Annotated in this window: 24 protein-coding genes; 10 read left to right on the top strand and 14 right to left on the bottom strand. The window is 64.7% G+C overall.

The features are described from left to right. Positions 1-9: 9 nt before the first annotated feature. Entirely contained in the window at positions 10-633 is a 624-nt protein-coding gene (locus ACJRPG_RS08055) for a type 1 glutamine amidotransferase family protein (protein WP_407999548.1), read from the bottom strand. An 82-nt stretch (positions 634-715) separates the two neighbouring features. Here ACJRPG_RS08055 and ACJRPG_RS08050 point away from each other — a divergent pair, with 82 nt between their 5' ends. Further along, positions 716-1,204: a dihydrofolate reductase gene (locus ACJRPG_RS08050; protein ID WP_407999547.1), complete on the top strand. Its 489-nt coding sequence runs from the start codon at positions 716-718 to the stop codon at positions 1,202-1,204. A gap of 94 nt (positions 1,205-1,298) precedes the next feature. Next, a complete protein-coding gene (locus tag ACJRPG_RS08045) occupies positions 1,299-3,551 on the top strand; it encodes an Orn/Lys/Arg family decarboxylase (protein ID WP_407999546.1) in 2,253 nt (750 codons plus the stop codon). Between the two features lie 30 nt (positions 3,552-3,581). Here ACJRPG_RS08045 and ACJRPG_RS08040 read toward each other — a convergent pair whose 3' ends face one another. Further along, on the bottom strand, positions 3,582-4,469 hold the full coding sequence (locus ACJRPG_RS08040) for a dioxygenase family protein (protein ID WP_407999987.1): 888 nt from the start codon (positions 4,467-4,469) through the stop codon (positions 3,582-3,584). 44 nt (positions 4,470-4,513) lie between these two features. Further along, positions 4,514-5,005: a Spy/CpxP family protein refolding chaperone gene (locus ACJRPG_RS08035; protein WP_407999545.1), complete on the bottom strand. Its 492-nt coding sequence runs from the start codon at positions 5,003-5,005 to the stop codon at positions 4,514-4,516. Positions 5,006-5,155: 150 nt separating this feature from the next. Between ACJRPG_RS08035 and ACJRPG_RS08030 the strand changes: the two genes are divergently transcribed. Further along, entirely contained in the window at positions 5,156-5,848 is a 693-nt protein-coding gene (locus ACJRPG_RS08030) for a response regulator transcription factor (RefSeq protein ID WP_407999544.1), read from the top strand. A gap of 2 nt (positions 5,849-5,850) precedes the next feature. Beyond that, on the top strand, positions 5,851-7,464 hold the full coding sequence (locus ACJRPG_RS08025; protein ID WP_407999543.1) for a sensor histidine kinase: 1,614 nt from the start codon (positions 5,851-5,853) through the stop codon (positions 7,462-7,464). Between the two features lie 6 nt (positions 7,465-7,470). On the opposite strand, the gene dcd is transcribed toward ACJRPG_RS08025, so the two are convergent. Further along, on the bottom strand, positions 7,471-8,037 hold the full coding sequence (dcd, locus tag ACJRPG_RS08020) for a dCTP deaminase (RefSeq protein WP_407999542.1): 567 nt from the start codon (positions 8,035-8,037) through the stop codon (positions 7,471-7,473). Between the two features lie 77 nt (positions 8,038-8,114). Next, positions 8,115-8,954, bottom strand: coding sequence for an alpha/beta fold hydrolase (locus tag ACJRPG_RS08015; RefSeq protein WP_407999541.1), 840 nt, complete (start codon positions 8,952-8,954; stop codon positions 8,115-8,117). A 72-nt stretch (positions 8,955-9,026) separates the two neighbouring features. Between ACJRPG_RS08015 and ACJRPG_RS08010 the strand changes: the two genes are divergently transcribed. After that, on the top strand, positions 9,027-9,464 hold the full coding sequence (locus tag ACJRPG_RS08010) for a GNAT family N-acetyltransferase (RefSeq protein WP_407999540.1): 438 nt from the start codon (positions 9,027-9,029) through the stop codon (positions 9,462-9,464). Here the strand turns inward: ACJRPG_RS08010 and ACJRPG_RS08005 are convergent. Genes ACJRPG_RS08005 through ACJRPG_RS07985 form a run of 5 tightly spaced genes read right to left on the bottom strand, consistent with a single transcriptional unit; the run spans position 9,461 to position 15,969 of the window. Further along, the gene (locus ACJRPG_RS08005) at positions 9,461-11,896 is read right to left on the bottom strand and encodes a DNA internalization-related competence protein ComEC/Rec2 (protein WP_407999539.1); all 2,436 of its coding nucleotides are present in this window, start codon (positions 11,894-11,896) and stop codon (positions 9,461-9,463) included. The two genes, ACJRPG_RS08010 and ACJRPG_RS08005, sit on opposite strands and share 4 nt — an antisense overlap. Before the next feature lie 42 nt (positions 11,897-11,938). Then, positions 11,939-12,742: a TatD family hydrolase gene (locus ACJRPG_RS08000; RefSeq protein WP_407999538.1), complete on the bottom strand. Its 804-nt coding sequence runs from the start codon at positions 12,740-12,742 to the stop codon at positions 11,939-11,941. Between the two features lie 4 nt (positions 12,743-12,746). Continuing rightward, entirely contained in the window at positions 12,747-13,436 is a 690-nt protein-coding gene (lolD, locus tag ACJRPG_RS07995) for a lipoprotein-releasing ABC transporter ATP-binding protein LolD (protein WP_407999537.1), read from the bottom strand. Then, entirely contained in the window at positions 13,429-14,697 is a 1,269-nt protein-coding gene (locus tag ACJRPG_RS07990) for a lipoprotein-releasing ABC transporter permease subunit (protein WP_407999536.1), read from the bottom strand. The genes lolD and ACJRPG_RS07990 overlap by 8 nt, the downstream gene beginning before the upstream one ends. A 6-nt stretch (positions 14,698-14,703) precedes the next feature. Next, positions 14,704-15,969: a lipoprotein-releasing ABC transporter permease subunit gene (locus ACJRPG_RS07985; protein ID WP_407999535.1), complete on the bottom strand. Its 1,266-nt coding sequence runs from the start codon at positions 15,967-15,969 to the stop codon at positions 14,704-14,706. Positions 15,970-16,044: 75 nt separating this feature from the next. Between ACJRPG_RS07985 and ACJRPG_RS07980 the strand changes: the two genes are divergently transcribed. Continuing rightward, entirely contained in the window at positions 16,045-17,061 is a 1,017-nt protein-coding gene (locus tag ACJRPG_RS07980) for a hypothetical protein (protein WP_407999534.1), read from the top strand. Further along, positions 17,058-18,752: a single-stranded-DNA-specific exonuclease RecJ gene (recJ, locus tag ACJRPG_RS07975; RefSeq protein WP_407999533.1), complete on the top strand. Its 1,695-nt coding sequence runs from the start codon at positions 17,058-17,060 to the stop codon at positions 18,750-18,752. The genes ACJRPG_RS07980 and recJ overlap by 4 nt, the downstream gene beginning before the upstream one ends. A 4-nt stretch (positions 18,753-18,756) precedes the next feature. Here recJ and ACJRPG_RS07970 read toward each other — a convergent pair whose 3' ends face one another. The 4 genes from ACJRPG_RS07970 to tssF all read right to left on the bottom strand — a co-directional run bounded on the left by ACJRPG_RS07970 (position 18,757) and on the right by tssF (position 22,423). Further along, complete coding sequence (locus ACJRPG_RS07970) at positions 18,757-19,206, bottom strand: YybH family protein (RefSeq protein ID WP_407999532.1); 450 nt, start codon at positions 19,204-19,206, stop codon at positions 18,757-18,759. A 46-nt stretch (positions 19,207-19,252) separates the two neighbouring features. After that, complete coding sequence (locus tag ACJRPG_RS07965; RefSeq protein ID WP_407999531.1) at positions 19,253-19,906, bottom strand: hydrolase; 654 nt, start codon at positions 19,904-19,906, stop codon at positions 19,253-19,255. Between the two features lie 85 nt (positions 19,907-19,991). Then, positions 19,992-20,852 (bottom strand): type VI secretion system baseplate subunit TssG, encoded by an 861-nt coding sequence (gene tssG, locus ACJRPG_RS07960; protein ID WP_407999530.1) that lies wholly within the window; start codon positions 20,850-20,852, stop codon positions 19,992-19,994. After that, complete coding sequence (gene tssF / locus ACJRPG_RS07955) at positions 20,816-22,423, bottom strand: type VI secretion system baseplate subunit TssF (RefSeq protein ID WP_407999529.1); 1,608 nt, start codon at positions 22,421-22,423, stop codon at positions 20,816-20,818. The genes tssG and tssF overlap by 37 nt, the downstream gene beginning before the upstream one ends. Before the next feature lie 128 nt (positions 22,424-22,551). Here tssF and ACJRPG_RS07950 point away from each other — a divergent pair, with 128 nt between their 5' ends. Genes ACJRPG_RS07950 through ACJRPG_RS07940 form a run of 3 tightly spaced genes read left to right on the top strand, consistent with a single transcriptional unit; the run spans position 22,552 to position 24,017 of the window. Further along, on the top strand, positions 22,552-22,989 hold the full coding sequence (locus tag ACJRPG_RS07950; RefSeq protein WP_407999528.1) for an antitoxin Xre/MbcA/ParS toxin-binding domain-containing protein: 438 nt from the start codon (positions 22,552-22,554) through the stop codon (positions 22,987-22,989). Further along, entirely contained in the window at positions 22,990-23,679 is a 690-nt protein-coding gene (locus ACJRPG_RS07945) for an RES family NAD+ phosphorylase (protein WP_407999527.1), read from the top strand. It begins immediately after the preceding gene. A 17-nt stretch (positions 23,680-23,696) separates the two neighbouring features. Next, the gene (locus ACJRPG_RS07940; RefSeq protein ID WP_407999526.1) at positions 23,697-24,017 is read left to right on the top strand and encodes a DUF2288 domain-containing protein; all 321 of its coding nucleotides are present in this window, start codon (positions 23,697-23,699) and stop codon (positions 24,015-24,017) included. The last annotated feature ends 5 nt before the right edge of the window (positions 24,018-24,022 follow it).

Raw genomic sequence — 24,022 nt, 5'->3', positions numbered from 1 at the left:
AGGCGCGCATTATACATCGGACATCGAGGCCACCAGCGCATGGTAATGCTGCTCTTCACGCGTCAGGAACAGCTTGTACCAGGCATCCAGCGTCTCCGGCTTGAACACATCCAGCATGGCCAGCACCTCTCGCGTGAACTCCAGCGGCGCCAGGCCGGTGGCCGTGACCAGGTTGCGGTCGCGCACCGCGGGCTCCTTGCGGTATAGCGCCGCGCCGCTGTATTGCGGACAGACCGACTGCAGGTAGCCCAGGTCATTGCTGGTGTGCTGCAGCCCGTTCAGCGCGCCCACGCGCGCCAGCCCCACGGTGGCGCCGCAGATGGCGGCCACGCGGAAGCCCTGCTCCAGCCGGTCGCGCGCGAACTGCAGGATCACGTCGTTGCCGTTCTCCCAGGTTTCGGCGCCCGGCAGGACCAGCACATCGTCCTTCTCCATGCGGATATCGTCCAGGCCCACATCGGGCGCAATGTGCATGCCGCCCATGCTCTCCACCGGCGCACGGGACAGCCCAAGCTTCATCAGCTGGACATTGGCCTTGGGATCACGGAAGAAGCGCTTGCTGTGCAATTCGGCAGTCAGGTAGCCGATTTCCCAATCGGCGAGCGTACTCAGAACGAACAGGTAAACTCTCATGGCAATCCTCCTTCAGGCAGGTCATACAGTGTAAACACAGAATCGCTATAATTGGCCCCTCGCCGACGAAAATATTGTATTAATGACACAGCTGACGATCATCGTTGCCACCGACGCCAAGGGCGGCATCGGCATCAACAACACCCTGCCCTGGCGCCTGCCGGAAGACCTGGCGCATTTCAAGCGCATGACGTCCGGCCATCCGATCATCATGGGCCGCAAGACCTTCGAATCGATTGGCCGCCCGCTGCCGAACCGCCGCAACATTGTCGTCAGCCGCAATGCCGAATGGCGAGCGGACGGCGTGGAAACCGTGACCTCGCTGGAGGCCGCACGCGCACTGGTGGAGAGCACGGACCAGGCTTTCATCATCGGCGGCGCGCAGATCTACCAGCAGTCGCTGCCCCTGGCGGACGTGGTGGTGCGCACGGAAATTGGCCAGGCGTTCGAGTGCGACGCCTTTTTCCCCGAACTGCCTGCCGGCGAATGGCAGGAAACGGCCCGCGAGCCGCATGTTTCCGAGGCCGGGCTGCCCTACGCCTTCGTTACCTTGCGCCGCAGGCAGGGCTGAAGGATTAGACTATTTTTTTCACCGGATTGCCGCATTTTCTGCGAGAATCCGTTCTCTTTTTTTATGGCGGCGCTGAACACGCCCGGAGATTACGATGAAATTTCGCTTCCCTATCGTCATCATCGACGAGGATTTCCGTTCTGAGAACACCTCGGGGCTGGGCATTCGCGCCCTGGCTGCGGCCATGGAAAAAGAAGGCATGGAAGTGCTGGGTGTTACCAGCTACGGCGACCTGTCCCAGTTCGCCCAGCAGCAGTCGCGCGCTTCGGCCTTCGTGCTGTCCATCGACGATGAGGAATTCGGCGGCGGTTCGGCGGAAGAAACCGACCACGCGCTGAAATCGCTGCGCGCCTTCGTCGAAGAAATCCGCTACAAGAATGCGGACATTCCTATTTACCTGTACGGTGAAACCCGCACGTCGCGCCATATCCCGAACGATATCCTGCGCGAGCTGCACGGCTTCATCCATATGTTCGAAGACACGCCGGAATTCGTGGCGCGCCACATCATCCGCGAAGCGAAGTCCTACCTGGACGGCCTGTCGCCGCCCTTCTTCCGCGCGCTGGTGCACTACGCGAACGACGGCTCCTATTCCTGGCACTGCCCCGGCCACTCCGGCGGCGTGGCCTTCCTGAAGTCCCCTATCGGCCAGATGTTCCACCAGTTCTTCGGCGAGAACATGCTGCGCGCGGACGTCTGCAACGCGGTGGAAGAACTGGGCCAGCTGCTGGACCATACCGGCCCGGTGGCCGCTTCCGAGCGCAACGCCGCCCGCATCTACAATGCGGACCACTGCTACTTCGTCACCAACGGCACCTCCACCTCGAACAAGATGGTGTGGCACTCCACCGTTGCGCCGGGCGATATCGTGGTGGTGGACCGTAACTGCCACAAGTCCATCCTGCACTCGATCATCATGTGCGGAGCGATCCCCGTGTTCCTGATGCCGACCCGCAACCACCTCGGCATCATCGGCCCGATCCCGCTCGAAGAGTTCACGATGGAGAGCATTGAGCGCAAGATCGCCAACAACCCGTTCGCACGCGACGCCGCGAACAAGAAGCCCCGCATCCTCACCATCACCCAGTCCACCTACGACGGCGTGGTGTACAACGTGGAAGTGCTGCGCGAAATGCTGGACGGGAAGATCGACACCCTGCACTTCGACGAAGCCTGGCTGCCGCACGCCACCTTCCACGACTTCTACAAGGACATGCATGCGATCGGCAAGGACCGCCCGCGCGCCAAGGAATCGCTGATCTTCTCCACCCAGTCCACCCACAAGCTGCTGGCGGGCCTGTCGCAGGCTTCGCAGGTGCTGGTGCGCGAATCGGAATCGGTGAAGCTGGACAAGGATGCCTTCAACGAGGCCTACCTGATGCACACCTCCACCTCGCCGCAGTACTCCATCATCGCTTCGTGCGACGTGGCAGCGGCCATGATGGAAGCGCCGGGCGGCACCGCGCTGGTGGAAGAATCGATCCTCGAAGCGCTGGACTTCCGCCGCGCGATGAAGAAGATCGACGAAGAATGGGGCAAGGACTGGTGGTTCAAGGTCTGGGGGCCGGATACCTTTGCCGAGGAAGGCATCGGCACGCGCGAAGACTGGATCATCCGCGCGGAAGACGAATGGCACGGCTTCGGCAAGCTGGCGCCGGGCTTCAACATGCTGGACCCGATCAAGGCCACCATCGTCAATCCGGGCCTGTCGCTGGACGGCCAGTTCGCCGAAAGCGGCATTCCGGCGTCCATTGTCACCAAATACCTGGCGGAACACGGCGTGATCGTGGAGAAGTGCGGCCTGTACTCCTTCTTCATCATGTTCACCATCGGCATCACCAAGGGCCGCTGGAACACGCTGCTGACCGCGCTGCAGCAGTTCAAGGACGACTACGACAAGAACATGCCGCTGTGGCGCATCCTGCCGGAATTCTCGGCGGCGAACCCGCGCTACGAGAAGATGGGCCTGCGCGACCTGTGCCAGTCGATCCACGACTTCTACAAGGCGTATGACGTGGCGCGCCTGACGACCGAGATGTACCTGTCGGACATGATCCCGGCAATGAAGCCATCGGAAGCGTTTGCCAAGATGGCGCACCGCGAGATCGAGCGCGTGGCGATCGACGACCTGGAAGGCCGCATCACTTCCATCCTGCTGACGCCTTATCCGCCGGGCATTCCGCTGCTGATTCCGGGCGAGCGCTTCAACAAGACCATTGTTGACTACCTGCGCTTCGCGCGCGACTTCAACGAGCGCTTCCCGGGCTTCGAGACCGACGTGCACGGCCTCGTGAAGCGCGAAGTAAACGGCAAGCGCGACTACTTTGTCGACTGCGTAAAGCAGTAAAACGAATCCCCGCTGCGACGGGGATTTTTTTCAGGCCACCACCGCCAGCGTCAGCGTCGCCACATAGCCGTCCGTGGCGTTGCCGCTCATCGTTGCCAGCTGAAGCGAATAGCCGTCGCTGAACACATTGTCCGTTGCATAGCTGATGCGCGCCAGGTTGCTCACGCTGGCGGCATAACCGCTGGCCGTGTAGGCCTCGTTCAGCGTCGCCATCGGGAAAGTGAACTGCGAGGTCTTGATGCGGTTCGATGCGCTCGCCGCCTTCACCAGCGACTGGTACACCTCGAAGTGCACATGCGGCATGCGGCCGTCGTAGCAGCCGGGGAAAATGGTGGTGAAGGTCACGTTGCCGTCCGCATCCGCCTCCTGCACGCCGCGCAGATAGTTCTGGTTCGTTACGCCGCTCGAATACAGCGAGTAGCGACCCTCGCGGTCGCAATGCCACAGGTAGACCGCGAAATTGCCCGCCGCGCCGCAGCTGGCGTTCGCGTTCAGTATGCGCAGCTTGATCGTCAGCGGCACGCCCGCCGCCGTGCCGCTTGAACCATTGAAGCTGCTGCGGATATCGCTCCTCACGACGCCGGTCTGGGTCAGCACGTTGACGATGCCGCTGCCATTGCTGTTCGTGCCATCTGCAGGATAAGGGCCTCCCGTTTCCTCGGGAATGGCGGTGCAGCTGCCAGCCGTGGTGCTGGTCGTGGTGCCGCCCGTGCCGGTTGTCGTTGCTGGCGTCGTGGTGGCGCCGTTGGCCGAAGTTCCGGCCGCAGCCGTGCCCGCGGCGCCTCCGCCGCAGCCCATCAGCGGCAAGGCTGCCGCGCCGGCGAACAGCATGCGCAGCGATTGCCTGCGTCCCGTATGCATCTTCAGCAGCGCCTCCAGGTCGGCGGCCAGTCCCTGGTCATGATTGTGAATTTCCATATTCTCCTGGCTGGCTGCACTGCTGGACATGATGGAACTGATGCTCATTGCGGCTCCCCTGATTCACGCTGTGGCGGACGTGGTGGTTGACGGTCCTGCAGCTTCTGGCGCTGCTCGGGCGTGAGCACGGCGAGCAGCTTCTGTTCGGTGCGCAAGTGCTGCAGCGTGATGTTGGCAATGGCCTGCGCCGAGGCCTGCGCCAGCTTCACCGCGGCAGCATCGTCGAACTTGCCCGCGTCATGCATTTCATCGAGCGCGCGTTCCGCTCTCTCGTGTGCCTTGCCCTGCTCGCGCAGATACGGCGCCTGGGCGTGCAGGATGGCGAACACCTTGTCTTCCTGCGCTTCCGTCAGGCCCAGGCCGCGCATGAACGGCGGTTCACCATCCGGGCCGGGGCCCGGCATGGCGCCGGCCCGGTGGGGCGCGCCACGCGGCGGGCCGCTGTGGCCCGGCCCGTCGCCGGCAATGGCGGCAAATGGCGCGGCCATGACGGCCGCCAGCAGCAGGCCTTGCAGGCTGAGTTTTGCTTTATTCATATTGTTGTCACCTTGAGGAACATGGGAAACTGAATTCTCTTTGCGGGAGGTGTAAAGCGCGGTTAGCGGCGAGTAAAAGCGTGTAAAGACAGCCATGGCCGCCACAGCCTGTTTGCTATGATGGGGGCCTCTTTTCAATGTTTCCGCACGATGAGCAAGGTCCTGCTGATAGACGACGATGTCGAACTGGTCGCGATGTTCCAGGAATACCTGGAGCGGGAAGGCTTCGAGGTTAAAGCGGCGCATGACGGCGTGAGCGGCGTGCAGGAAGCGCTGGGCGGCACGTTTGCAATTGCCGTACTCGATGTGATGATGCCGCGCATGAACGGCCTGGAGACCCTGCGCCGCATCCGGGCCGCGAGCAATATGCCCATCCTGATGCTGACCGCGCGCGGCGACGATACCGACCGCATCGTCGGCCTTGAACTGGGCGCGGACGACTATGTGACGAAACCCTGCACCCCGCGCGAACTGACGGCCCGCATCCGCGCCATCCTGCGCCGCACCCAGCCCGATCCTGCGGCCGTATCGCAAGGCCCGGCGCAGCTCACCGCCGGCCAGCTCACCATGTGGCCCGAGCAGCGGCGCGCAACATGGGCCGGCAACACGCTGGAACTGACGAGCACCGAATTCAACCTGCTGGAGGTACTGGCCCGCAATGCGGGCAAGCCGGTCAGCAAGAACACGCTGTCCGAACAGGGCCTGGGCCGCCCCATGGCGCGCTTCGACCGCAATATCGATGTACACCTCAGCAGCCTGCGGCACAAGCTGGGCACCGTGGCGGACGGCCGCTCCTGCCTGCAGACCGTGTACCGGCTTGGCTACCAGCTTATCAAGGACTGATCGTGGGACGGCTGTTCTGGAAGTTCTTCCTCTCCATCCTGCTGGCGCAGATTGCGGCAACGGTAGCGATCGGGGGCGCCATCTGGCTGAGGAACCGCAGCGACGCACAGATGAAGCGGCCGGATATCGATATGAGCCCGCCCGCCGGCCTGGCCATTGAATCCGCCGTCGCCACACTGCGCTATGGCGGCCCGGACGCCTTGCGCAGCCTGCTCGAAAACATGGACCGGCACCGCGTGTTTGCGGTGAACGAAGAAGGCAAGGAGCTGCTGGGCCGCATCGTCAGCCGCAGGCAGCAGGTGGAAGCCAAGCAGCTGCTGGACAAGGGTGACGAGCGCGTGGTGCGGCGGGTCACATTGCCCGACGGCAGCCGCTATATGCTATTCCTGCCCGCGCACGAGCCGCAGCGCGGCCTGCGCGCCAACGACGCGCGGCCACTGATCGCGGGCGCCGGCTTGCCGATACCGGGCGGCGAGCCAATGCAGCCTGGCCGTCCGCCTGCGCCGCCGGATGGCCTGCCGCCGCCCGTGCCGGGCCGCGCGAACCAGGCCACCGGAGCACATGATGCGCCACAGGCCGGCAACCTGCCATCACCGCGCACCGGCCAGGGCAGCGCCGGCGCCACGCCCGCCGAGCCCCCTGCCCGGCCGGATGCCGACGCGACGGGAGGTCCCCGCCGCGATGGGCCTGGCCGAGACGGTCCCGGTCCGCGCTTCCAGCCATTGACGCCGTTTGTGCCGCTGGCCTGCGCCGTGCTGGCCAGCCTTCTGTTCGCAGCGCTGCTGGCGTGGTACTTCTCGCGTCCCATCCGCTCTTTGCGCCAGGCCTTCGAGGCGGCATCCAGCGGCGATCTCGCGCCGCGTTTCGAACACCTCGGAATCAAGGGCGGCGACGAACTGCATGACCTCAGCCGCGACTTCGACCGCATGGCGGCACGCCTGCGCAGCCTGATCGAAGGCCAGACCCGCCTGCTGCATGACGTTTCCCACGAGTTGCGCTCCCCGCTGGCCCGCCTGCAAGCCGCCATCGGCCTCGCCCACCAGCAGCCCGACAAAATGGCCGCCTCGATGGAACGCATCGAACGCGAAAGCATCCGCATGGACAAGCTGGTCGGCGAGCTGCTGACGCTGGCCCGCCTCGAATCCGGCGCGCTGGAAACGGCAAAGGAAGATATCGATATGGCCGACCTGCTCGGCCAGTTGCTGGAAGACGCGGAATTTGAAGCCACAACCCACGGCCGCAAACTGATGCAGCACGGCGAAGGCGCCGTCATCATCCTGGGCCAGGCGGACCTGCTGGCGCGCGCCATCGAGAACGTGGTACGCAACGCCATCAAGCACAGCCCCATGGGCCAGGCGGTGGAAGTGGAGATCCGGCCCGAAGCGGACCAGCTCATGATCCGGGTGCTGGACCGCGGCCCCGGCGTTGCGCCACAGGACCTGAAGGCGATTTTCGAGCCCTTCTACCGCGGTGAAGGCACCGGGAAGGACGTGGAAGGCCACGGCCTGGGCCTGGCCATTGCCCAGCAGGTGGTGCAGCAGCATGGCGGCACCATCCACGCGGCCAACCGCGAGGACGGCGGCCTGTGTGTGGAGATTGCCCTGCCGCTGGCGTGAGGAGAATCAGGCCTTGGGCAGCGTAACGCCGTGCTGGCCCTGGTATTTGCCGTTGCGGTCCTTGTAGGACACTTCGCAGATCTCGTCGCTTTCAAAGAACAGCACCTGGGCGCAGCCCTCGCCCGCATAGATCTTGGCCGGCAGCGGCGTGGTGTTCGAGAACTCCAGCGTCACATAGCCTTCCCATTCTGGCTCGAACGGCGTGACGTTCACGATAATGCCGCAGCGCGCATAGGTCGATTTGCCGAGGCAAACGGTCAGCACGTTGCGCGGAATGCGGAAATATTCGATGGTGCGCGCCAGCGCGAAGGAGTTCGGCGGAATGATGCAGACGTCGCTCTTCACGTCAACGAAGGAATTCGAATCGAAGTTCTTCGGATCGACGATGGTGCTGTTGATGTTGGTGAATACCTTGAACTCATCGGCGCAGCGAATGTCGTAGCCATACGACGAAGTCCCGTACGAAATCACCTTGCGGCCATCGACGGCGCGCACCTGGCCCGGTTCGTATGGCTCGATCATTCCGTGTTCCTGCGCCATACGGCGGATCCATTTATCGCTCTTAATCGTCATCGCAAAGGCATTTTCTGTGGTTGCGGGAAATCCTGCGCCGGGGCGGCGCAGTCCAATGCGCTGGATTTTACGCGAAATCAGGCGCGGCGCAACGCTTCCGGGCCCTGGCAGAGGTCCAGTTTTTCGCCGACCAGTGCGCAGATCAGCTCCCGCGTGACCTGTGCAGCCAGTGCCGGGTCTTCCATCGGGAACAGGTGGCCACCCGGCACCACGCGGAAATGCTCGCCCACCAGCGCCTTGGTCGGCTCCAAACCGGCCAGGCGGTTCTCTTCCGAATCTTCGCCTGCGATGTAGGCGACCGGCACTTTCAGCCCTCTGGACAGCACCCGGCCCACATGATGCGGCAAGGTGCGGTAGACCGCCGTTTCGATCTCGCGCGAGAAGCGCAGCTGCACGCCCTCCGCATGCGGCGCCAGCCCATGCAGCATATAGTCCTGCAGCACGCCGGGCGCCCAGGCGGCGAAGATATCCTTGCCGGCAAAGTGCTCGTAGGCGGCACCTTCATCGGGCCACTGGTTGCGGCGGCGCACGGAGAATCTCGATGGCGAGAAGCGGTCTTCCCGGCCCAGCCACTTCACCACGCGCCACAGGAAGGCACGCCAGCCTGAGACGACCGGCGAATCCAGCATCACCACGCAGCGCGCCAGGTCGGGCCGCTGCGCGGCCGCGAGGAGGCTCAGCATGCCGCCAAGCGAGTGGCCGACCAGGATCACCGGCTCCTTGTAGCGGCGCTCCAGCTCCGCAATCAGCTCCGCCACCAGCCCGCGCCAGCCGTCGTCCACCGGGAAGGCCGGGTTGTGCGCATGCATATCCAGGGCCTGGATCTCGAAGTCCTCCCCGAGATATTCAAAATAGCGGCGATAGGTGCCGGCCGGGTAGCTGTTCGCGTGCGAGAAGTGGATTTTCGGTTTGCTCATGGCAGCCAATTGTAGGGGCCATGGCGGCGAAATTCTGGTATGAAGCCTCTAATTCGGCGCTAGAATGCATGGATGAGCACTCCCACCATACGCCCCGCTACCAGCGATGACGCAGGCATTATCGCGCTGCTGCTCACCGAGCTGGGGCATCCCACCACGCAGGAAGCCGTAGCGGCGCGCTGGGACGACTGGCACGCCGACGGCAATTGCGCCCTCGTGTCGCTCGACAGCAGCGGCGCCGTGACGGGCGCCGCAACGCTGCATGTGATGACGGTGCTGCACCGGCCCTACCCGGTTGGCCGCATCACGGCGCTCATCGTCGGCAAAACACTGCGCGGCACGGGAGTGGGCCGCGCGCTGGTAGCGGCGTCCGAAGCACTGCTGGCGGAACGCGGCTGCAAGCTGATGGAAATTACGAGCAACCTGCGCCTGACGGAAGCCCACGCCTTCTACGAGCGCATCGGCTACGGCCGCACCAGCGTGCGTTTCTCCCGTCCCCTCGGCAGCTAGCGGCCGTGCCAGTAGCGCGCGTGCTCGCGCCGGTATTCCGAGACGGCGATGCCGCCATCGAAATCGATGGTCAGCGCGCCTGACTGGTCGGTTCTCAGCACACGCACGTTCATGTCGCGGTAGCGCTGCACCACCTCGGCCTTGGGGTGGCGGTAGCGGTTGCGGTGCCCCACCTGGAAGATCCCTGTCGCAGGCATTACCGCCGCCATGAAGCCGGGCGTCGATGATGTGCCGCTGCCGTGGTGCGGCGCAAGCAGGATATCGGCGCGGATCGCGCCGCCCTCGCGTGCGAGCAGATCCTGTTCCTGCGCCGCCTCGATATCGCCCGGCAGGAGCAGCGAGCCGGCGGCACTGGTGATCTTCAGCGTGCAGCTGCGCGCATTCGTCTTCAGCGAACGGTTGGCATAGCTGGCCGCCGTGGGATGCAGGATGTCGAAGCGCACGCCGTCCCACTCCCAGTGCTGCCCGGCGGCACAACGCACATGGGGCGCCGCCCGCGCCACCGGATGCGCCAGGTCGAGAGAGGACAACAGCCAGTGTGCCCTGATGCTGGCGAGGATGGCCAGCGCACCGCCTGAATGGTCGCTGTCCGCGTGGCTGACGACCACCGCATCCAGCGCCCCGATGCCGCGCGCCCGCAAGTAAGGCAGGATGACGCGGTTGCCGCCGTTCGATTCGAGCGAATAGGCCGGCCCGGTGTCGTACAGCAGGCGGTGATTCGCGGTTTCCACCAGCAGGGCCATGCCCTGCCCCACATCGAAGGCCGTAACGCGCAAGGCGCCGGAGGCAGGCCGCCACGGTTCCGCCAGCAGCAGCGGTATCCACGTCGCAAGCCCCAGCCAGCGCATGGGCCAGCCGCGCGGTGCGAGCAGCCAGGCCGTGCCAAACAGCGCCCAGCAGAACAGCCACCACGGCGGCGCGGGCGCAGCCCATACCGCCCAGCGCAATCCGCTGCACCATTCCAGCGCGACGGCAAGCCAGCGCACCAGCTCATGCGCTCCGCTCAGCAGCGGCTTTGCCAGCAGGTCCGGCATCACGCTTCCGGCCAGCGCCATCGGTGTCACCAGCAGGCTGACCAGGGGAATGGCCAGCGCATTCGCAACCGGGCTGATAATCGAAATCTGGGAGAACAGCAGCATGGTCAGCGGCACCAGGCCGAGCGTGATCGCGTACTGCGTGTTGACCGCTGCCTGCAAGGTGGCCGCGAGGTGCTGCCGCCGCGTCAGCGGCTCGCCGCGCACGGGGTGCAGGCTGCCGGCGGCCAGGTCCGGCGGACGCGCCGCCTTATGCCCGGCGGTTCTGCCGACCGATGCGTACAGGATGATGGCGACGGCGCCGAAGGAGAGCCAGAATCCCGGCCACATTACAGCCCATGGATCTGCCAGCACCACGACCGCCGCCGCCAGCGCGAGCACGTGTGAAATGCTGGTCAGCCGGTCCAGCCATGTGGCGAGGGCCACCACGCACAGCATGTACAGCGTGCGCTGCGCCGGCACGCCGAAGCCCGCCAGCAGCACGTAGGCCAGCGCAGCGCACATGCCGGCGATGGCGGCGGCCTTGCGCGACGGCAGCAGCAGCGGCAAGCGGTATCTCCGCCCGGCAAAGGACCGGCGCCAGAACCATGAGGCCGCCGCGGCCGCCAGTCCGGCCATCATGGTGATGTGCAGGCCGGAGATTGAAATGAGGTGCGAGATGCCGGTGCGGTTGAAAATCGTCCAGTCGGATTGCGCGATGGCGCGCTGGTCGCCGATAACGAGGGCGATGATCACGCCGGCGTAAGGCCGGTCGCCGAGGAGGCGCTGGATACGGTCGCGCAGCTGCGCGCGGCTGCGTTCAACGAGGTTGTGCGGTGTCAGCACGAAGCTGTCGAGGCGGCGGTTGTCGCCTTCCGCGCGGATGTAGCCGGTGGCACGTACACCCTGCTCCATCTGCCACAGCTCATAATCGAAACCGTGCGGATTGGCATTGCCATGCGGGCGCTGCAGACGGACCTTGAGCTGCCAGCGTTCGCCCGGCCGCACATCTCCCACCGGCTGGGGATCGCCGCGAAAGCCCGCATACCAGGACAAGGCGATCCTCGGCGGCACAGCCGCCCTGGGCGTCAGCACCTGTTCGACGGCGAAGTTGAAGCGCTCGCCCTGGCTGAAGCGGTTCAGCAGGCTGTCCACCGTGCCGACGATGAGCAGGTCGCGCCCTTCGTCGGCCAATGCAAGTTCGGATGACAGCGTGGCATGGGCCAGCACGGCCGCCCAGCCAAAACCGAGCATTGCACCGGCGCCCGCGCATACAGCATGGCGTACCGCGGGAAGGCGGCGCGGCAAAAACGCAAGCAGCAGGCCGGCGGCAAGCCATAGGAATGGATATGCTGGAAGCGCGGCCTGATACTGCAGCAGCGCCGCACCGCCGATGAAACCGAGGATCGTGCAACGCATGCTGCAAGCTCCTTCCCCATCAGGCGGCAAGCCGCCGCGATATCAGCCTGCGATCAGCTGCCGCATGCGCGGCATGACCTCGCAGGCGTTCTCCGTGGTGACGGCCGCAAGCTCCGCCAGCGCGGCGCCGCGCAGTTCGGCCAGTGCTTCTCCGATCGCAGGCACCTGCTGCGGCGTATTCACGCCCGGATGCACCCACGCGGGTGCGATATCCGGCGAGTCCGTTTCCATCACAATCGAAGACAGCGGCAGTTCCGCCGCGAGGCGCCGGATCTGCAGCGCACGCGTGAACGTGAGGTTGCCGCCGAAGCCAAGCCGGAAACCCGCATCGATGAAACCCTGCGCCTGCTGGAAGCTGCCGTTGAAGGCGTGCGCGATGCCGCCTGCCGGTGGAATCTGCCGCACATGCTTGAGCACCTGGTCCTGCGACTTGCGCACATGTGTGAGCACCGGCAGGCCGAAGTCGCGCGCAATGCGCAGCTGCTCGCGCAGGAAGTGCACCTGCTTGTCGCGCATGGCAGGTTCGCAGAGTTCCGGCAGGAAGAAATCCAGGCCGATTTCGCCAATGGCGACAAAGCGTGGGTCGTCCATGGCCTGCGCCACCCGCTCGCGCATCAGCGCCAGGTCGGCATCCGTCGCCTTCGGCACGCAGATAGGATGGATGCCGATGCCGTAACAGGCGTTCGGCGCCGCCCGGCCCAGGTCGCGCACCGCATCGAAGTTGGCCACGTCGATGGCGGGAATCACGATCATCGACACGCCTTTGCCCGCCGCATCCGCCGCTACTTTCAGCGATTCGCCGCCGAATTCGCGCGCGTCAAGGTGGCAGTGGGTATCGATCCACATGGTCTCAGTCCGCGCGCAGGCCTTCGTCCGTCATGCGGAACACGCGGTCGCAGCGCTTTGCCAGTTCAGGATCGTGGGTGACGATGACGAACGCCGTACCGAGGTTGCGCGACAGTTCGAGCATCAGGTCGAAAATGGATTCGGCGGTGGAGTGGTCCAGATTACCGGTCGGTTCATCCGCCAGCACGCAGGCCGGCTGCGTGACCAGTGCGCGCGCCAGCGCCACGCGCTGCCGTTCGCCGCCGGAGAGTTCGCCCGGCACGTGCGACACGCGCTTGGCCAGGCCAACGCGCGCCAGCATCTCCTGCGCCTTCGCCGTGGATTCCGCGCGCTTCAGGCGGCGGATCATCAGCGGCATGGCCACATTGTCCAGCGCCGAGAATTCCGGCAGCAGGTGGTGGAACTGGTAGACAAAGCCCAGCGATTCGTTGCGCAGCGTGCCGCGCGCGGTTTCGCTCAGGCTGGCCAGATCCTTGTCCAGCAAGGTAACAATGCCTTCGCTCGGCGTATCCAGGCCGCCCAGCAGGTGCAGCAGCGTGGATTTGCCGGAACCCGAAGCGCCCACAATCGCCACGCGCTCGCCGCGGTAGACGGCGAAGTCGATGCCTTTCAACACATTGACCGAATAGCTGCCCTGCGTAAAGGTCTTGCCCAGGTTGCGGCAGGACAGTACCGGCGTTCCCTTGTCACTCATAGCGCAGCGCCTCCGCAGGATTCACGCGGGCCGCCCAGCGGCTTGGATACAGGGTAGCCAGGAAGGCCAGCGCAACGGACAGCGCGCCGATCTTCGCCACATCCGGCCAGCGCATGTCGGACGGCACGGTGCTGATGTAGTAGATATCCTTGGACAAGAACTGCACTCCCAATAAATGTTCGATAAACGGAACGATAACGTCGATGTTGAGGGCCACCGCCACGCCGCCGGCAACGCCCAGCGCGGTGCCGAGCAGGCCAACCAGGGCGCCCTGGATGACGAAGATTTTCATGATCGATGCCGGCGAGGCGCCCAGCGTGCGCAGGATGGCGATGTCCGGCTGCTTGTCGGTCACGGTCATCACCAGCGTGGAGACCAGGTTGAAGCCCGCAACGGCAATGATCAGGGTAAGGATAATGAACATCATGCGCTTCTCGGTTTGAACTGCCGCAAACCACGTGGCGTTCAGCTTTGACCAATCGCGCACTTCGAGGTTGGGCGGCAGCACCTTCTTGATTTCATCCGCCACCTGCGGCGCCTTATGCATATCGTCCAGGCGCAGGCGCAGTCCTGATGGCGCGTCCATGCGCAGCATGCGCTGGGCATCCTGCAGGTGCACGAAGGCCATGGTGGAATCGAACTCCTGATGGCCTGCATGGAAGATGCCCTGCACGGTGAAGGAGCGCATGCGCGGCACCATGCCGGCCGGCGTTACGGTGCCCTGCGGCAGGATCATTGTTACCTTGTCGCCGACACTGGCCTGCAGCGAGCGTGCCAGGTCCACACCGAGCACGATGCCAAACTCGCCGGGGCGCAGCTCGTTGAAGCTGCCCGCCTGGATATTGCGCTCCACGTCCGACACCTTCGGCTCCTGGTCCGGCAACACACCGCGCACGAAGGCGGGACGCAGCCCGTCGTTACCATGCATCAGCCCTGCCTGCATCGGAGTGAACGGCGCTGCGCCTTTCACATGCGGATTCTTCAGCACGGCCTGCTCCTGCGCCTGCCAGTCCTGCAGGCCGCCGTTCTTGTCATAGATTTCCACGTGCGCCAGCACGGAGAGCATGCGGTCCGTCACGTCCTTCTGGAAGCCGTTCATCACGGACAGGATGATGATGAGCGCCGCCACGCCCAGCGCGATACCCGCCATGGAAATCAGCGAGATGAAGGAGATGAAGCTGTTGCGGCTCGAACGCTTGCCGGCGCGCGTGTAGCGCAGACCCACCAGCCATTCGTAAGGAAGATTTTTCAGGATGCTCATTCCGCCTCACTCGTAACGCAGCGCTTCGGCAGGCTTGACGCGCGCCGCCCACCAGCTCGGGTACAGCGTCGCCACGAAGGCCAGCGCCACCGCCGTCGCGCCGATCGCCGCCACGTCCGGCCAGCGCAGGTCCGAAGGAACGGCGCTGATGAAATAGATATCCTTGGCCAGGAACTTCATGCCGAACAGGCTCTCGATGGCGGGCACGATCACGTCCACATTCCATGCCAGCGCCACGCCGCCCGCCACGCCGAGCGCCGTGCCGAGAATGCCCACCAGCGCGCCCTGGATCATGAAAATCTTCATGATCGAGCGCGGCGAAGCGCCCAGCGTGCGCAGGATGGCGATATCGGCCTGCTTGTCCGTCACCGTCATCACCAGCGTTGCCACCAGGTTGAAGGCCGCCACGGCGATGATCAGCGTCAGGATAATGAACATCATGCGCTTCTGCGTCTGTACGGCGGCGAACCAGTTGCTGTTCAATTTGGACCAGTCGCGGATCAGCAGGTTGCCGGACATGCTGCGCTTGAGCACCGCCGCCACTTCCGGCGCCCGCTCGGGATCTGCGACCTTGAGCCGCAGCCCGAAGGGCCCGGGCAGATTGATCAGCTGCTGCCCGTCTTCCAGGTGCACATAGGCCAGCGCCGAGTCGAATTCGTTATGGCCGGCCTCGAAGATGCCGGCCACCGTAAAGGTGCGCATGCCCGGCGCCGAGCCGCCATTCAGGCTGCCTTCGGCCAGCGCCATGGCCACCTTGCCACCCACCTTGACGTCCAGCGCACGCGCCAGTTCGTTCCCCAGCACGATATTGAAGGAACCCGGCTGCAGCGCCGAGAAGCTGCCCTGTTTGATGGTGCCGATGACGCCCGACACCTTCGGCTCCTCTCCCGGCAGGATGCCGCGCACCACGGCGGGGCGCAGCACATCGCTGCCGTGCGCCAGCAGCCCCTGGGTTTCCACAAACGGCGCCGCCCCCCGCACTTCAGGATCCTGGAAAGCCTCGCGCGCCGTGGCGCGCCAGTCCGCCATTGGTCCGCCCATCTGGTAAATCTCGATATGCCCCAGCACGGACAGCATGCGCGCCGTCACCTCTTTCTGGAAGCCGTTATACACCGACAGCACCACGATCAGCGCCGCGACGCCCAGCGCAATCCCCACCATCGAGATGGCCGAGATGAAGGAAATGAAGCTGTTGCGGCTCGAACGCTTGCCGGCGCGGGTGTAGCGCAGGCCGACCAGCCATTCAAACGGCATTTTCTGAACAAAACTCATAAAGGCGCCAGTGTTGCGAAACGCGAAAGCCCGCAGTTTGCCATATAAACAGCATCCCATGCACTACAATACCGCATGGCTTCCATCACCCTTGTTGTCCCCTTCGGCCTGCCGCCGGCGGAATTCGCTGCGGACCTGGTCCGCGCCGCACAGGCGCCCGCGCTCGCCGCCCTGCTCTCCCGCTGCAAAACCCAGGCTTACCATGCCTTCGACGTGGACAGCCGCGTGCTGCCCCACGAGGGATGGCTGGCGCAGCACCTGAACGCCCCGGGCGCCGGCGCCCCGCTGGCCGCCGCCGTGATGCAGGGCTACGGCGCGGCCCGGGATGCCGGCCACTGGTTTCTCATGCACCCGATCCATGTGCAGGCCGCCCGCAACCACCTGGTGATGCAGGACCGGCGTGCCCTGCAGCTCGGCGAAGCGGAATCGCGCACGCTGTTCGACGCCATCGAACCCTTCTTCGCCGAAGACGGCAAACAGCTGGTCTACGGCGACGCGCAGACCTGGTTCATGCGGGCCGACGACTGGGCGGGCCTCGCCACGGCCTCGCCGGATGCTGCGGCCGGCAGCAATATGGCCGCCTGGATGCCGGCCGGCGACGCGGCCCGGTCTTTCCGCCGCCTGCAGAATGAAGTGCAGATGCTGTGGCATTCCCACCCCGTCAACGCGGCGCGGCAGGAGCGTGGCCTGCCTGCCGTGAACTCCTTCTGGCTGTGGGCCGGCGCTACTGCCCCCGCTCCCGCGCCAAATATTCTCGCCTCGGTACACGCGCCGGACTGGCTGGCCGCCCTTGCCGCGCCCGCGCTGCGCAACGCGGCCCCGGACCAGCTGCTGGCGGCAAAGGGCGGCGCGGCGGCACTGTGCCACCTGCTGCCGGCCGGCCTGTCCGGCGACTGGTCAGAGTGGCTGCTGGGGATGGAAGCGCTCGATAAAGACTGGTTCGCGCCCATGCTGGGCGCCTTGCGCACCGGGAAAATCGACGAACTGGCGTTGGTATTCAGCCACCGTGACGGCTGGAGCGAGTTCCGAACGGGTAAAATGTCGCTGCGCCAGTTCTGGCGCCCGCTGAACCTGAAAAAGCTGTTGCCATGACCCGTATCGCGATTCGCCCCTGCCCCTTCCGCACCTCGGAAATGCTGCGCCAGGGAGGTGTACACCCCGTGCTGGCCCGCCTGTATGCGGCGCGCGGCCTGACCGACCCGCGCGAACTTTCGAGCGAGCTGGCTGCGCTGATTCCGCCCCCCGGCCTGCTGCATATCGATGCCGCCGCCGTCTTCCTTGCCGACTCCATCGCCGCCCGCAAGCGCATGGTGATTGTGGCCGACTACGACTGCGACGGCGCCACAGCTTGCGCCACCGCCCTGCGCGGCTTGCGCGCCATGGGCGCCGAGGTGGACTTCATCGTGCCGAACCGCTTCGAGTACGGCTATGGCCTCACGCCTGAAATCGTGGCGCTGACGGCGCGCGAGAAATCGCCGGACATCATCATCACCGTCGATAACGGCATCGCCAGCATCGACGGCGTGGAGGAAGCGAAACGGCGCGGTATCGAAGTGGTGGTGACGGACCACCACCTGCCGGGCGACCGCCTGCCGGACGCGCGCGTGATCGTGAACCCGAACCAGCCGGCCTGCGGCTTCCCGTCCAAGCATCTGGCCGGCGTGGGCGTGGTGTTCTATGTGCTGCTGGCCCTGCGGGCCGAATTGCGCCGCCGCGGGGTATTCGATGCCCAGAACCAGCCGAAGCTGGATTCGCTGCTGGACCTGGTGGCGCTGGGCACCGTGGCCGACGTGGTCAAACTGGACACCAACAACCGTATCCTGGTGGCGCAGGGCCTGAAGCGCATGCGCGCAGGCCGCATGCACGCCGGTATCGCCGCCCTGTTCCGCGTGGCCGGCCGCCAGGCGCGCAGCGCCACGCCCTTCGACCTCGGTTTCGCCCTCGGCCCGCGCCTGAATGCCGCCGGCCGGCTGGAAGACATGTCGCTCGGTATCGAATGCCTGCTTACCGACGATGAAGGCCATGCCTGGGCGCTCGCGCAGCGCCTCAATGAAATCAACCTGCAGCGCCGGGAAATCGAAGCCGAAATGCAGGATGCAGCCATGCTGCACCTGGACGACTTCAAGCCGGCCGACAGCACCACCATCACCGTGTTCGACGAAAGCTGGCACCAGGGTGTGATCGGCATTGTGGCGTCGCGCCTGAAAGAGAAGTTCTACCGCCCGACCATCACCTTCGCCCCCGCCGGTGACGGCTGGATCAAGGGTTCGGGGCGCTCCATCAGCGGCTTCCACCTGCGCGATGCACTGGACCTGGTGTCCAAACGCGCCCCCAGCCTGATCGACAAGTTCGGCGGCCACGCCATGGCGGCGGGCCTCAGCATCCGCGCCGATGCCTTCGAGGCCTTTTCCCAGGCCTTCGAAACCGTGGGACGCTCCCTGCTCAGCGAACAGCAGCTGGAACGCGTGATCGAAACCGACGGCCCACTGGAAGACCACTACTACACCACCCAGTTCATTGAGCTGATGGACGGCCAGGTATGGGGCCAGGGCTTTGCCCCGCCGGTTTTCTGCGACGAGTTCCGCGTGGTCAGCCAGCGCATCCTGAAGGAGCGCCACCTCAAGCTGCTGCTCGAAAAGAACGGCACCCGCTACGACGCCATCTGGTTCGGGCGCACGGACGGACTGGGCGACCGGGCGCGGGTCGCCTTCCGTCTCGATGCCAACGAATACAACGGCACCACCAAGGTGCAGCTGATGGTGGAGCACGCCGAACCGGCGTAAGCGCTCAGGACGCAGGTTTCGCGCAATTGCACACGTCTTCGCCACTGTCGAACACGATGCGCCATTTGCCATCCGGTTCGAGGCGCCAGATCGAATTGAAGCGGGCAATCAGCTTGCCTTCCGGGCTGTACACCGGTCCCGAAGAATAAGCCAGCGCGCCGGAAGCCAGCACCTCCACCTTGTCCGGCTCCCACGAAAACGGCGCTTTCCCACCCTCGTAGTATTTCTTCCATCCCGCCGCGACTGCGGCCTTGCCGCGCAAGACTTCCGGGCCTGGCGAGAATATCGCATCGTCCGCAAGGAAGGATGCGAACGCCGCATGGTCACGCGCCTTCATGGTGGCGGCGAATGCGCGTTCGGTATCGGCGACCTGTTGCTTCAGGTCGGGGGCCGCGATGGCGCCTGGCATCGACAATGCCAGCGCCAGGGCGAACAGCACAGGTTTGAGGCTCATCCAAACTTCCTTTGCATGGTTGGAGGAGCCTCGATCCTACTACCGATCAGTGGCCTTCGGAAGCGTTGAACATCTGCTTCGCGTAGATCAGGCCCAGGCCATAGGCGCCGCCATGCTCGATCGAGGTCTTTACGGTCTGGTCGTAGGTCTCGCCGCGCGCCCAGTCGCGCTGCAGTTCGAGCAGGTATTGCAGCGAAGTGATCGGACGGGCGCCAGCCTGCACCATGCGCTGCACGGCGCGCTCGTGGGCTTCTTCGGTGATGTCGCCGGAGGCATCGGTAATCACGAAGACCTCAAAGCCCTGGTCCAGCGCCGACAGTGCCGGGCCAACGATACAGACTGAGGTCCACAGGCCTGCGAGCACGATGCGGCCCTTGCCGATTTCGTTCACGCGGTCGGCAATGCGCTGGTCTTCCCAGGTATTCATCGTGGTGCGGTCAATAGGCTCCTGTTCCGGGAACACCGACTGGATCTCTTCGTAAATCGGGCCGGAGAAGGACTTCGCTGCCACCGTGGTCAGGATGGTGGGCACATTGAATTCACGCGCAGCCTTCGATACCAGCGCGGCGTTGTTACGCAGTACGGTGGCGTCGATGGACTTGGTGGCGAAGGACATCTGCGACTGATGGTCAATCATGATCAGGGTGTGATCGTTACCGTTGATGAGCTGTTTACCTGGCTGGGCTTTTGCGACTGGCATGATGAATCCTTTCGATAGTGTGGTCATTTAATCTGCACCAGATATTTTGTCTCGTGCAGTGCTGATGGAATGAAGTATGACCCGCTCACCCGGAAAAGAAAAACGGAAAGATTACCGTTCTATCATCGATTTTTTCGAAAGTACCCAACCGCTCCAGGCAAGCATCGAAGCCGAGCCGGATCTCGCCCAGCACCGGAGCCAGCGCATCGCCCGCCAGCTCCAGGCGCGCAGTGCAACGCAGCGGCGCGAGATCCATGCGCTCCACCATCGCACGCAGCGCTGCAGCGCCGGCGCTACCGGGAAGCAGGCGCTCGAAATCCTCGCGTCCCAATGGACCGAGGCATAGCGCAATGCCGGTATCGCGCCGCCAGAGCCGCTCGCCAAGTGCCATGCCCGCGCCCAGCGTGCTGTTGGCGCATCCCAGCCGCCAGCGGTGCGGCTCCGGCAGCACATCCCATGCTCCCGCAAACTGCTGCACGCGCACGGGAATGCCGAAGTGCTCCGACACCATGGCTGCCATGGCATCCGCAGGCAACGCAGCCTGGCGCAGGCGCCCCGCATGGAAGGCCATCCAATGCGGCGCCCCGGCCGGTGCGCCCGCAAGCGCCAGCAAGGCCGCGGCAAAGCCGCCATGCTCGGGACGGTGCTTGCGCCATGCCTCGCAATACAGGGCCACACTGCGCGAGGAAAGCAGGTCCATGAACGCCAGGGGCGCGGCGCCGCCATGCATCAGCAGGCGCTCGGTGTAATGAAATGGCAGCGTGCCGCTGGCCCCGAGCAGGCCAATGAAGGCGGGCGCAAACGCCGGCGGGTCTGTCGAAGCCCACGCGATATCGCGCGGCGCGAAGGCCAGCGAAGGATCGTTTTCGAATGCCGCATTGCTGGCCGATTCCCCCAGCGCCAGCAGCATCAGCTCAAAAGAAGGTTCCCGTTCCGGGGCTGGCATCGCAGCAGCTCCTGTTCCGTGGTTGACGACACCAGCACCAGTTGCATAAAGCTGTTCAGGTGAACGTAGAGGCCAAGGAAGTTGTCGATCACCTCGCCGAACAGGTGCACGCCGCAACCGGCCAACCCTGCCTCTTCGACATGCAGCCGCACCTCTACGCCATGCAGTTGCGCCGCGCCGTGGCGGTCGCGCAGCATCAGCGTGGCGGGGCGGCATTCAAGCCCCCTGACCGACGCAATCTGCGCCTGCGTAACGGAGGACCGCGCCACATCGTACAGCGCCAGCATCTCCAGGAATGGTTCAAGTCCTTCCCGCACCAGCGAGCGTGTGGCCAGCGAGAGATGGGATACCAGGCGCCAGTGATTGCCTGCCGCCTGGGGAATGCGATACGCCATCGATGGCTTGCGCAACAGCGTTCCGGCGCCGCTCTCGCCGCGCAGCTCCGTGCCCGGCGCCAGCCGGCGGGCATGATCGCGGTTGCTGCAGCTAAGATCGATGGTGGCGCAAGCCGTACCGGCAGGCTGGCGGCTGAAGGCAATGCTGACCTCATAGCCCGGCGCCGCGCGCGCCATCGCGGGGTTGCGGCGCTCCATCCAGTAACGCCCTCCCGCCTCTTCATGGCGCCGCGTGTAGAACGGATGGTATTCATCGCCCCCAATGCGCACGCGGTCGATGCTGTAGATTTCGTAGTCCTCGGGCCGTGGCACATTGGGGGCGACGATGTGCGTTTTGCAGCCGTCCGCGATGAAAGGCCGCGCCGCGAGCGGGAACAGGTTGATGGCGGGCGCACAGCCGGTGAGGATGTTGTCCGCGTTCAGCGCAGCCAGCATGCGCGCCGGAGCACCGCCATCCAGCGCGAGGAGCAGCCTTGCCTCACGGGCGCCGGGCGCAGCGCACAGGTCGATGTCGAGGAAGCTGAACTTCTCCGGAAACCCAAAAAACTCGCTGAGAATGCGGCAGCCCTCATGGTGGCGTGGGCCGCGCGGCAGCAGCGCCTCATCGCAGCTGAAGCCCGCGCTGCGCAGCGGGCTGCGCTCCAGCCGGATTTCCGCGCCGTCAACCTCCAGCACCGCATGGGCCACATGCATCATCAGCGTATCGCGCAGGGCCGCGCAGAACGCCTGCTCGCCGTCGAGAAAAATGCGCAGCGACGCAGGCAGCGGCTGGCCGCCGCCATCCAGCTGCAGCGTTACCACGCCGGCGGCATAGCCCGCGAAGGTGACGGCCGCCTTTGGCGCGGCGGTGATGCCGGCGAGCCTGAAACGGCATTCTCCCGCCTGCAAGAACTCACTTCCACCACCCTGCACGATGGCGCAGGCGGGAAAACTGCGCAGGTAATGTGGATACAGTCCGTGGAACAGGGCCTCCACATAGTGGGGATATTCGTCGTGCAGCCGCTTCGCCGTGCGTGCGTTCAGCAGTGCGATACCCTGGATGAGCCGCAGCACATGCGGATCGCCGGAATTGCCCGGCAGGCGTCCCGCCAGCCTGGGATAACGGCGCCCGAACTCGGCACGCGTGCGCTCGAAGGACGACAGCTCCGCCTCGGCAAAGGGAAACAATTGATCCATAGCAAATCCCTCCCATGCAATCATGCAATGGTGACATTGCTGGGCGTTAAGACTTTGAGCCAGCACAATACAGGGAACTTGAAACAATTCCGAAAATGGAGTATAACTAATCCAGAAACGGAGGAAATATGCACGCCGCCTATGCCTACCCCAAGAGTTCCTTTGAAGCCCAGGTTCCGGTTGACCTCAGCGCCCGTGAAGAACGCGAGCGCCTGTCCCGCTCGGCGCTGAAAGGCTTCTTCAAGCTGGCCGCCGCCTGGAAACTGCGCGACGACGACGCCCGCGAGCTGCTGGGCGGCCTGTCGAGCAGCGCCTTCTATGAATGGAAAAAGAATCCCGACCGGGTGCTGGAGATCGACCGCATCACGCGCATCTCCTACCTGCTGGGCATTTACAAGTCCCTGCACATCATTTACGGCGACAAACTGGCCGATGAATGGGTGAGCCTGGCCAACCGCAACGCCATTTTCGGCGGCCGCACGCCGCTGGCCTATATGGTTGCGGGCGGCCTGATCGCCATGCAAACCGTGCGCAAGCTGGTCGATGCCCGCCGCGGAGGCCTGTAATTGCCCGTCTCCGCCCTGCCGCCGCAGCGCCTGCTGCGGCAATTCGACACCTGGCGCCTGATCCCCTCACGCTTCGTGGATGTGGAAGATTCCGTCCTCTCGCCGCTGGCCGACAGCGACGCCGAATTGCGCGACCTGTTCGAACTCGATAACGCCACCAACTCCCGGTTGCTGGCCGAACATGGCGGCGCACCGGGCATTGGCATCGATGAACTGATTTTCCGCGTGCCGAATTACCGCATGGTCAACGCTGCCTTTACCTATGCGCGCCCGGAAGGCAGCCGCTTCAACGACGGCGAGCGCGGCGCCTGGTATTGCGCTTTCGAGGCCGAAACCGCGCTGGCGGAGATCACCTTCCACAAGGCGGTGGAGTACGCAGAAATCGGCTATTTCGAGGACAGCGTCAACTACCAGGCCGTGCTGGCCGACTTCACCGCAGTGTTCCACGATATCCGCGGCCTGCCCGGCTTTGCGCCCTGCCTGGCGCCGGACAGCTATATCGAATCCCAGAAGCTGGCGGCCAGGCTGCTGGGCGAAGGCTCCACCGGCATCATCTACCCCAGCGTGCGGCGCGCCGGCGGCACCAACCTCGCCTGCTTCCGTCCCGCCCTCGTGGGCAATGTTCGCAAAGGCGCGGCCTATCGGCTAACATGGGAAGGTACGCCAACGCCGCGCGTTGAGCCGATCTGAGTAATCCAGGAATGACAATGCAAACCAAGCCAGAAAAAGACATCGAACTGCAACAGAAGGTCAACCGTGAAACCGCCCGCCTGCCATGGACGGAGCTGATCCGCCATTTCGCCTCCGGCAACGTGGTGTGGGTGTCCGGGGAACTGGACCTGATCGATGTCGCCGTCCGCATCGCGCATGACGACAAGGCCAATGTCGCGCAATGGATGGCCGAAGGCAAAATCGCCAAGGTATCGGACGGCCAGGCCGAAACCTGGCTGGCGGCGAACGCCACGCTGTGGGCCAGCGTCGTCAGCCCCTTCATCCTGGTGCAAGAAGAAAAACGCCAGGTTCACTAAGCGCA

Source organism: Pseudoduganella rhizocola (genome assembly GCF_045984285.3).
GTDB lineage: Bacteria > Pseudomonadota > Gammaproteobacteria > Burkholderiales > Burkholderiaceae_D > Rugamonas.
Note: the sequence above shows the minus strand (reverse complement) of the source record. Positions and strands in the feature narration are given on the sequence as shown.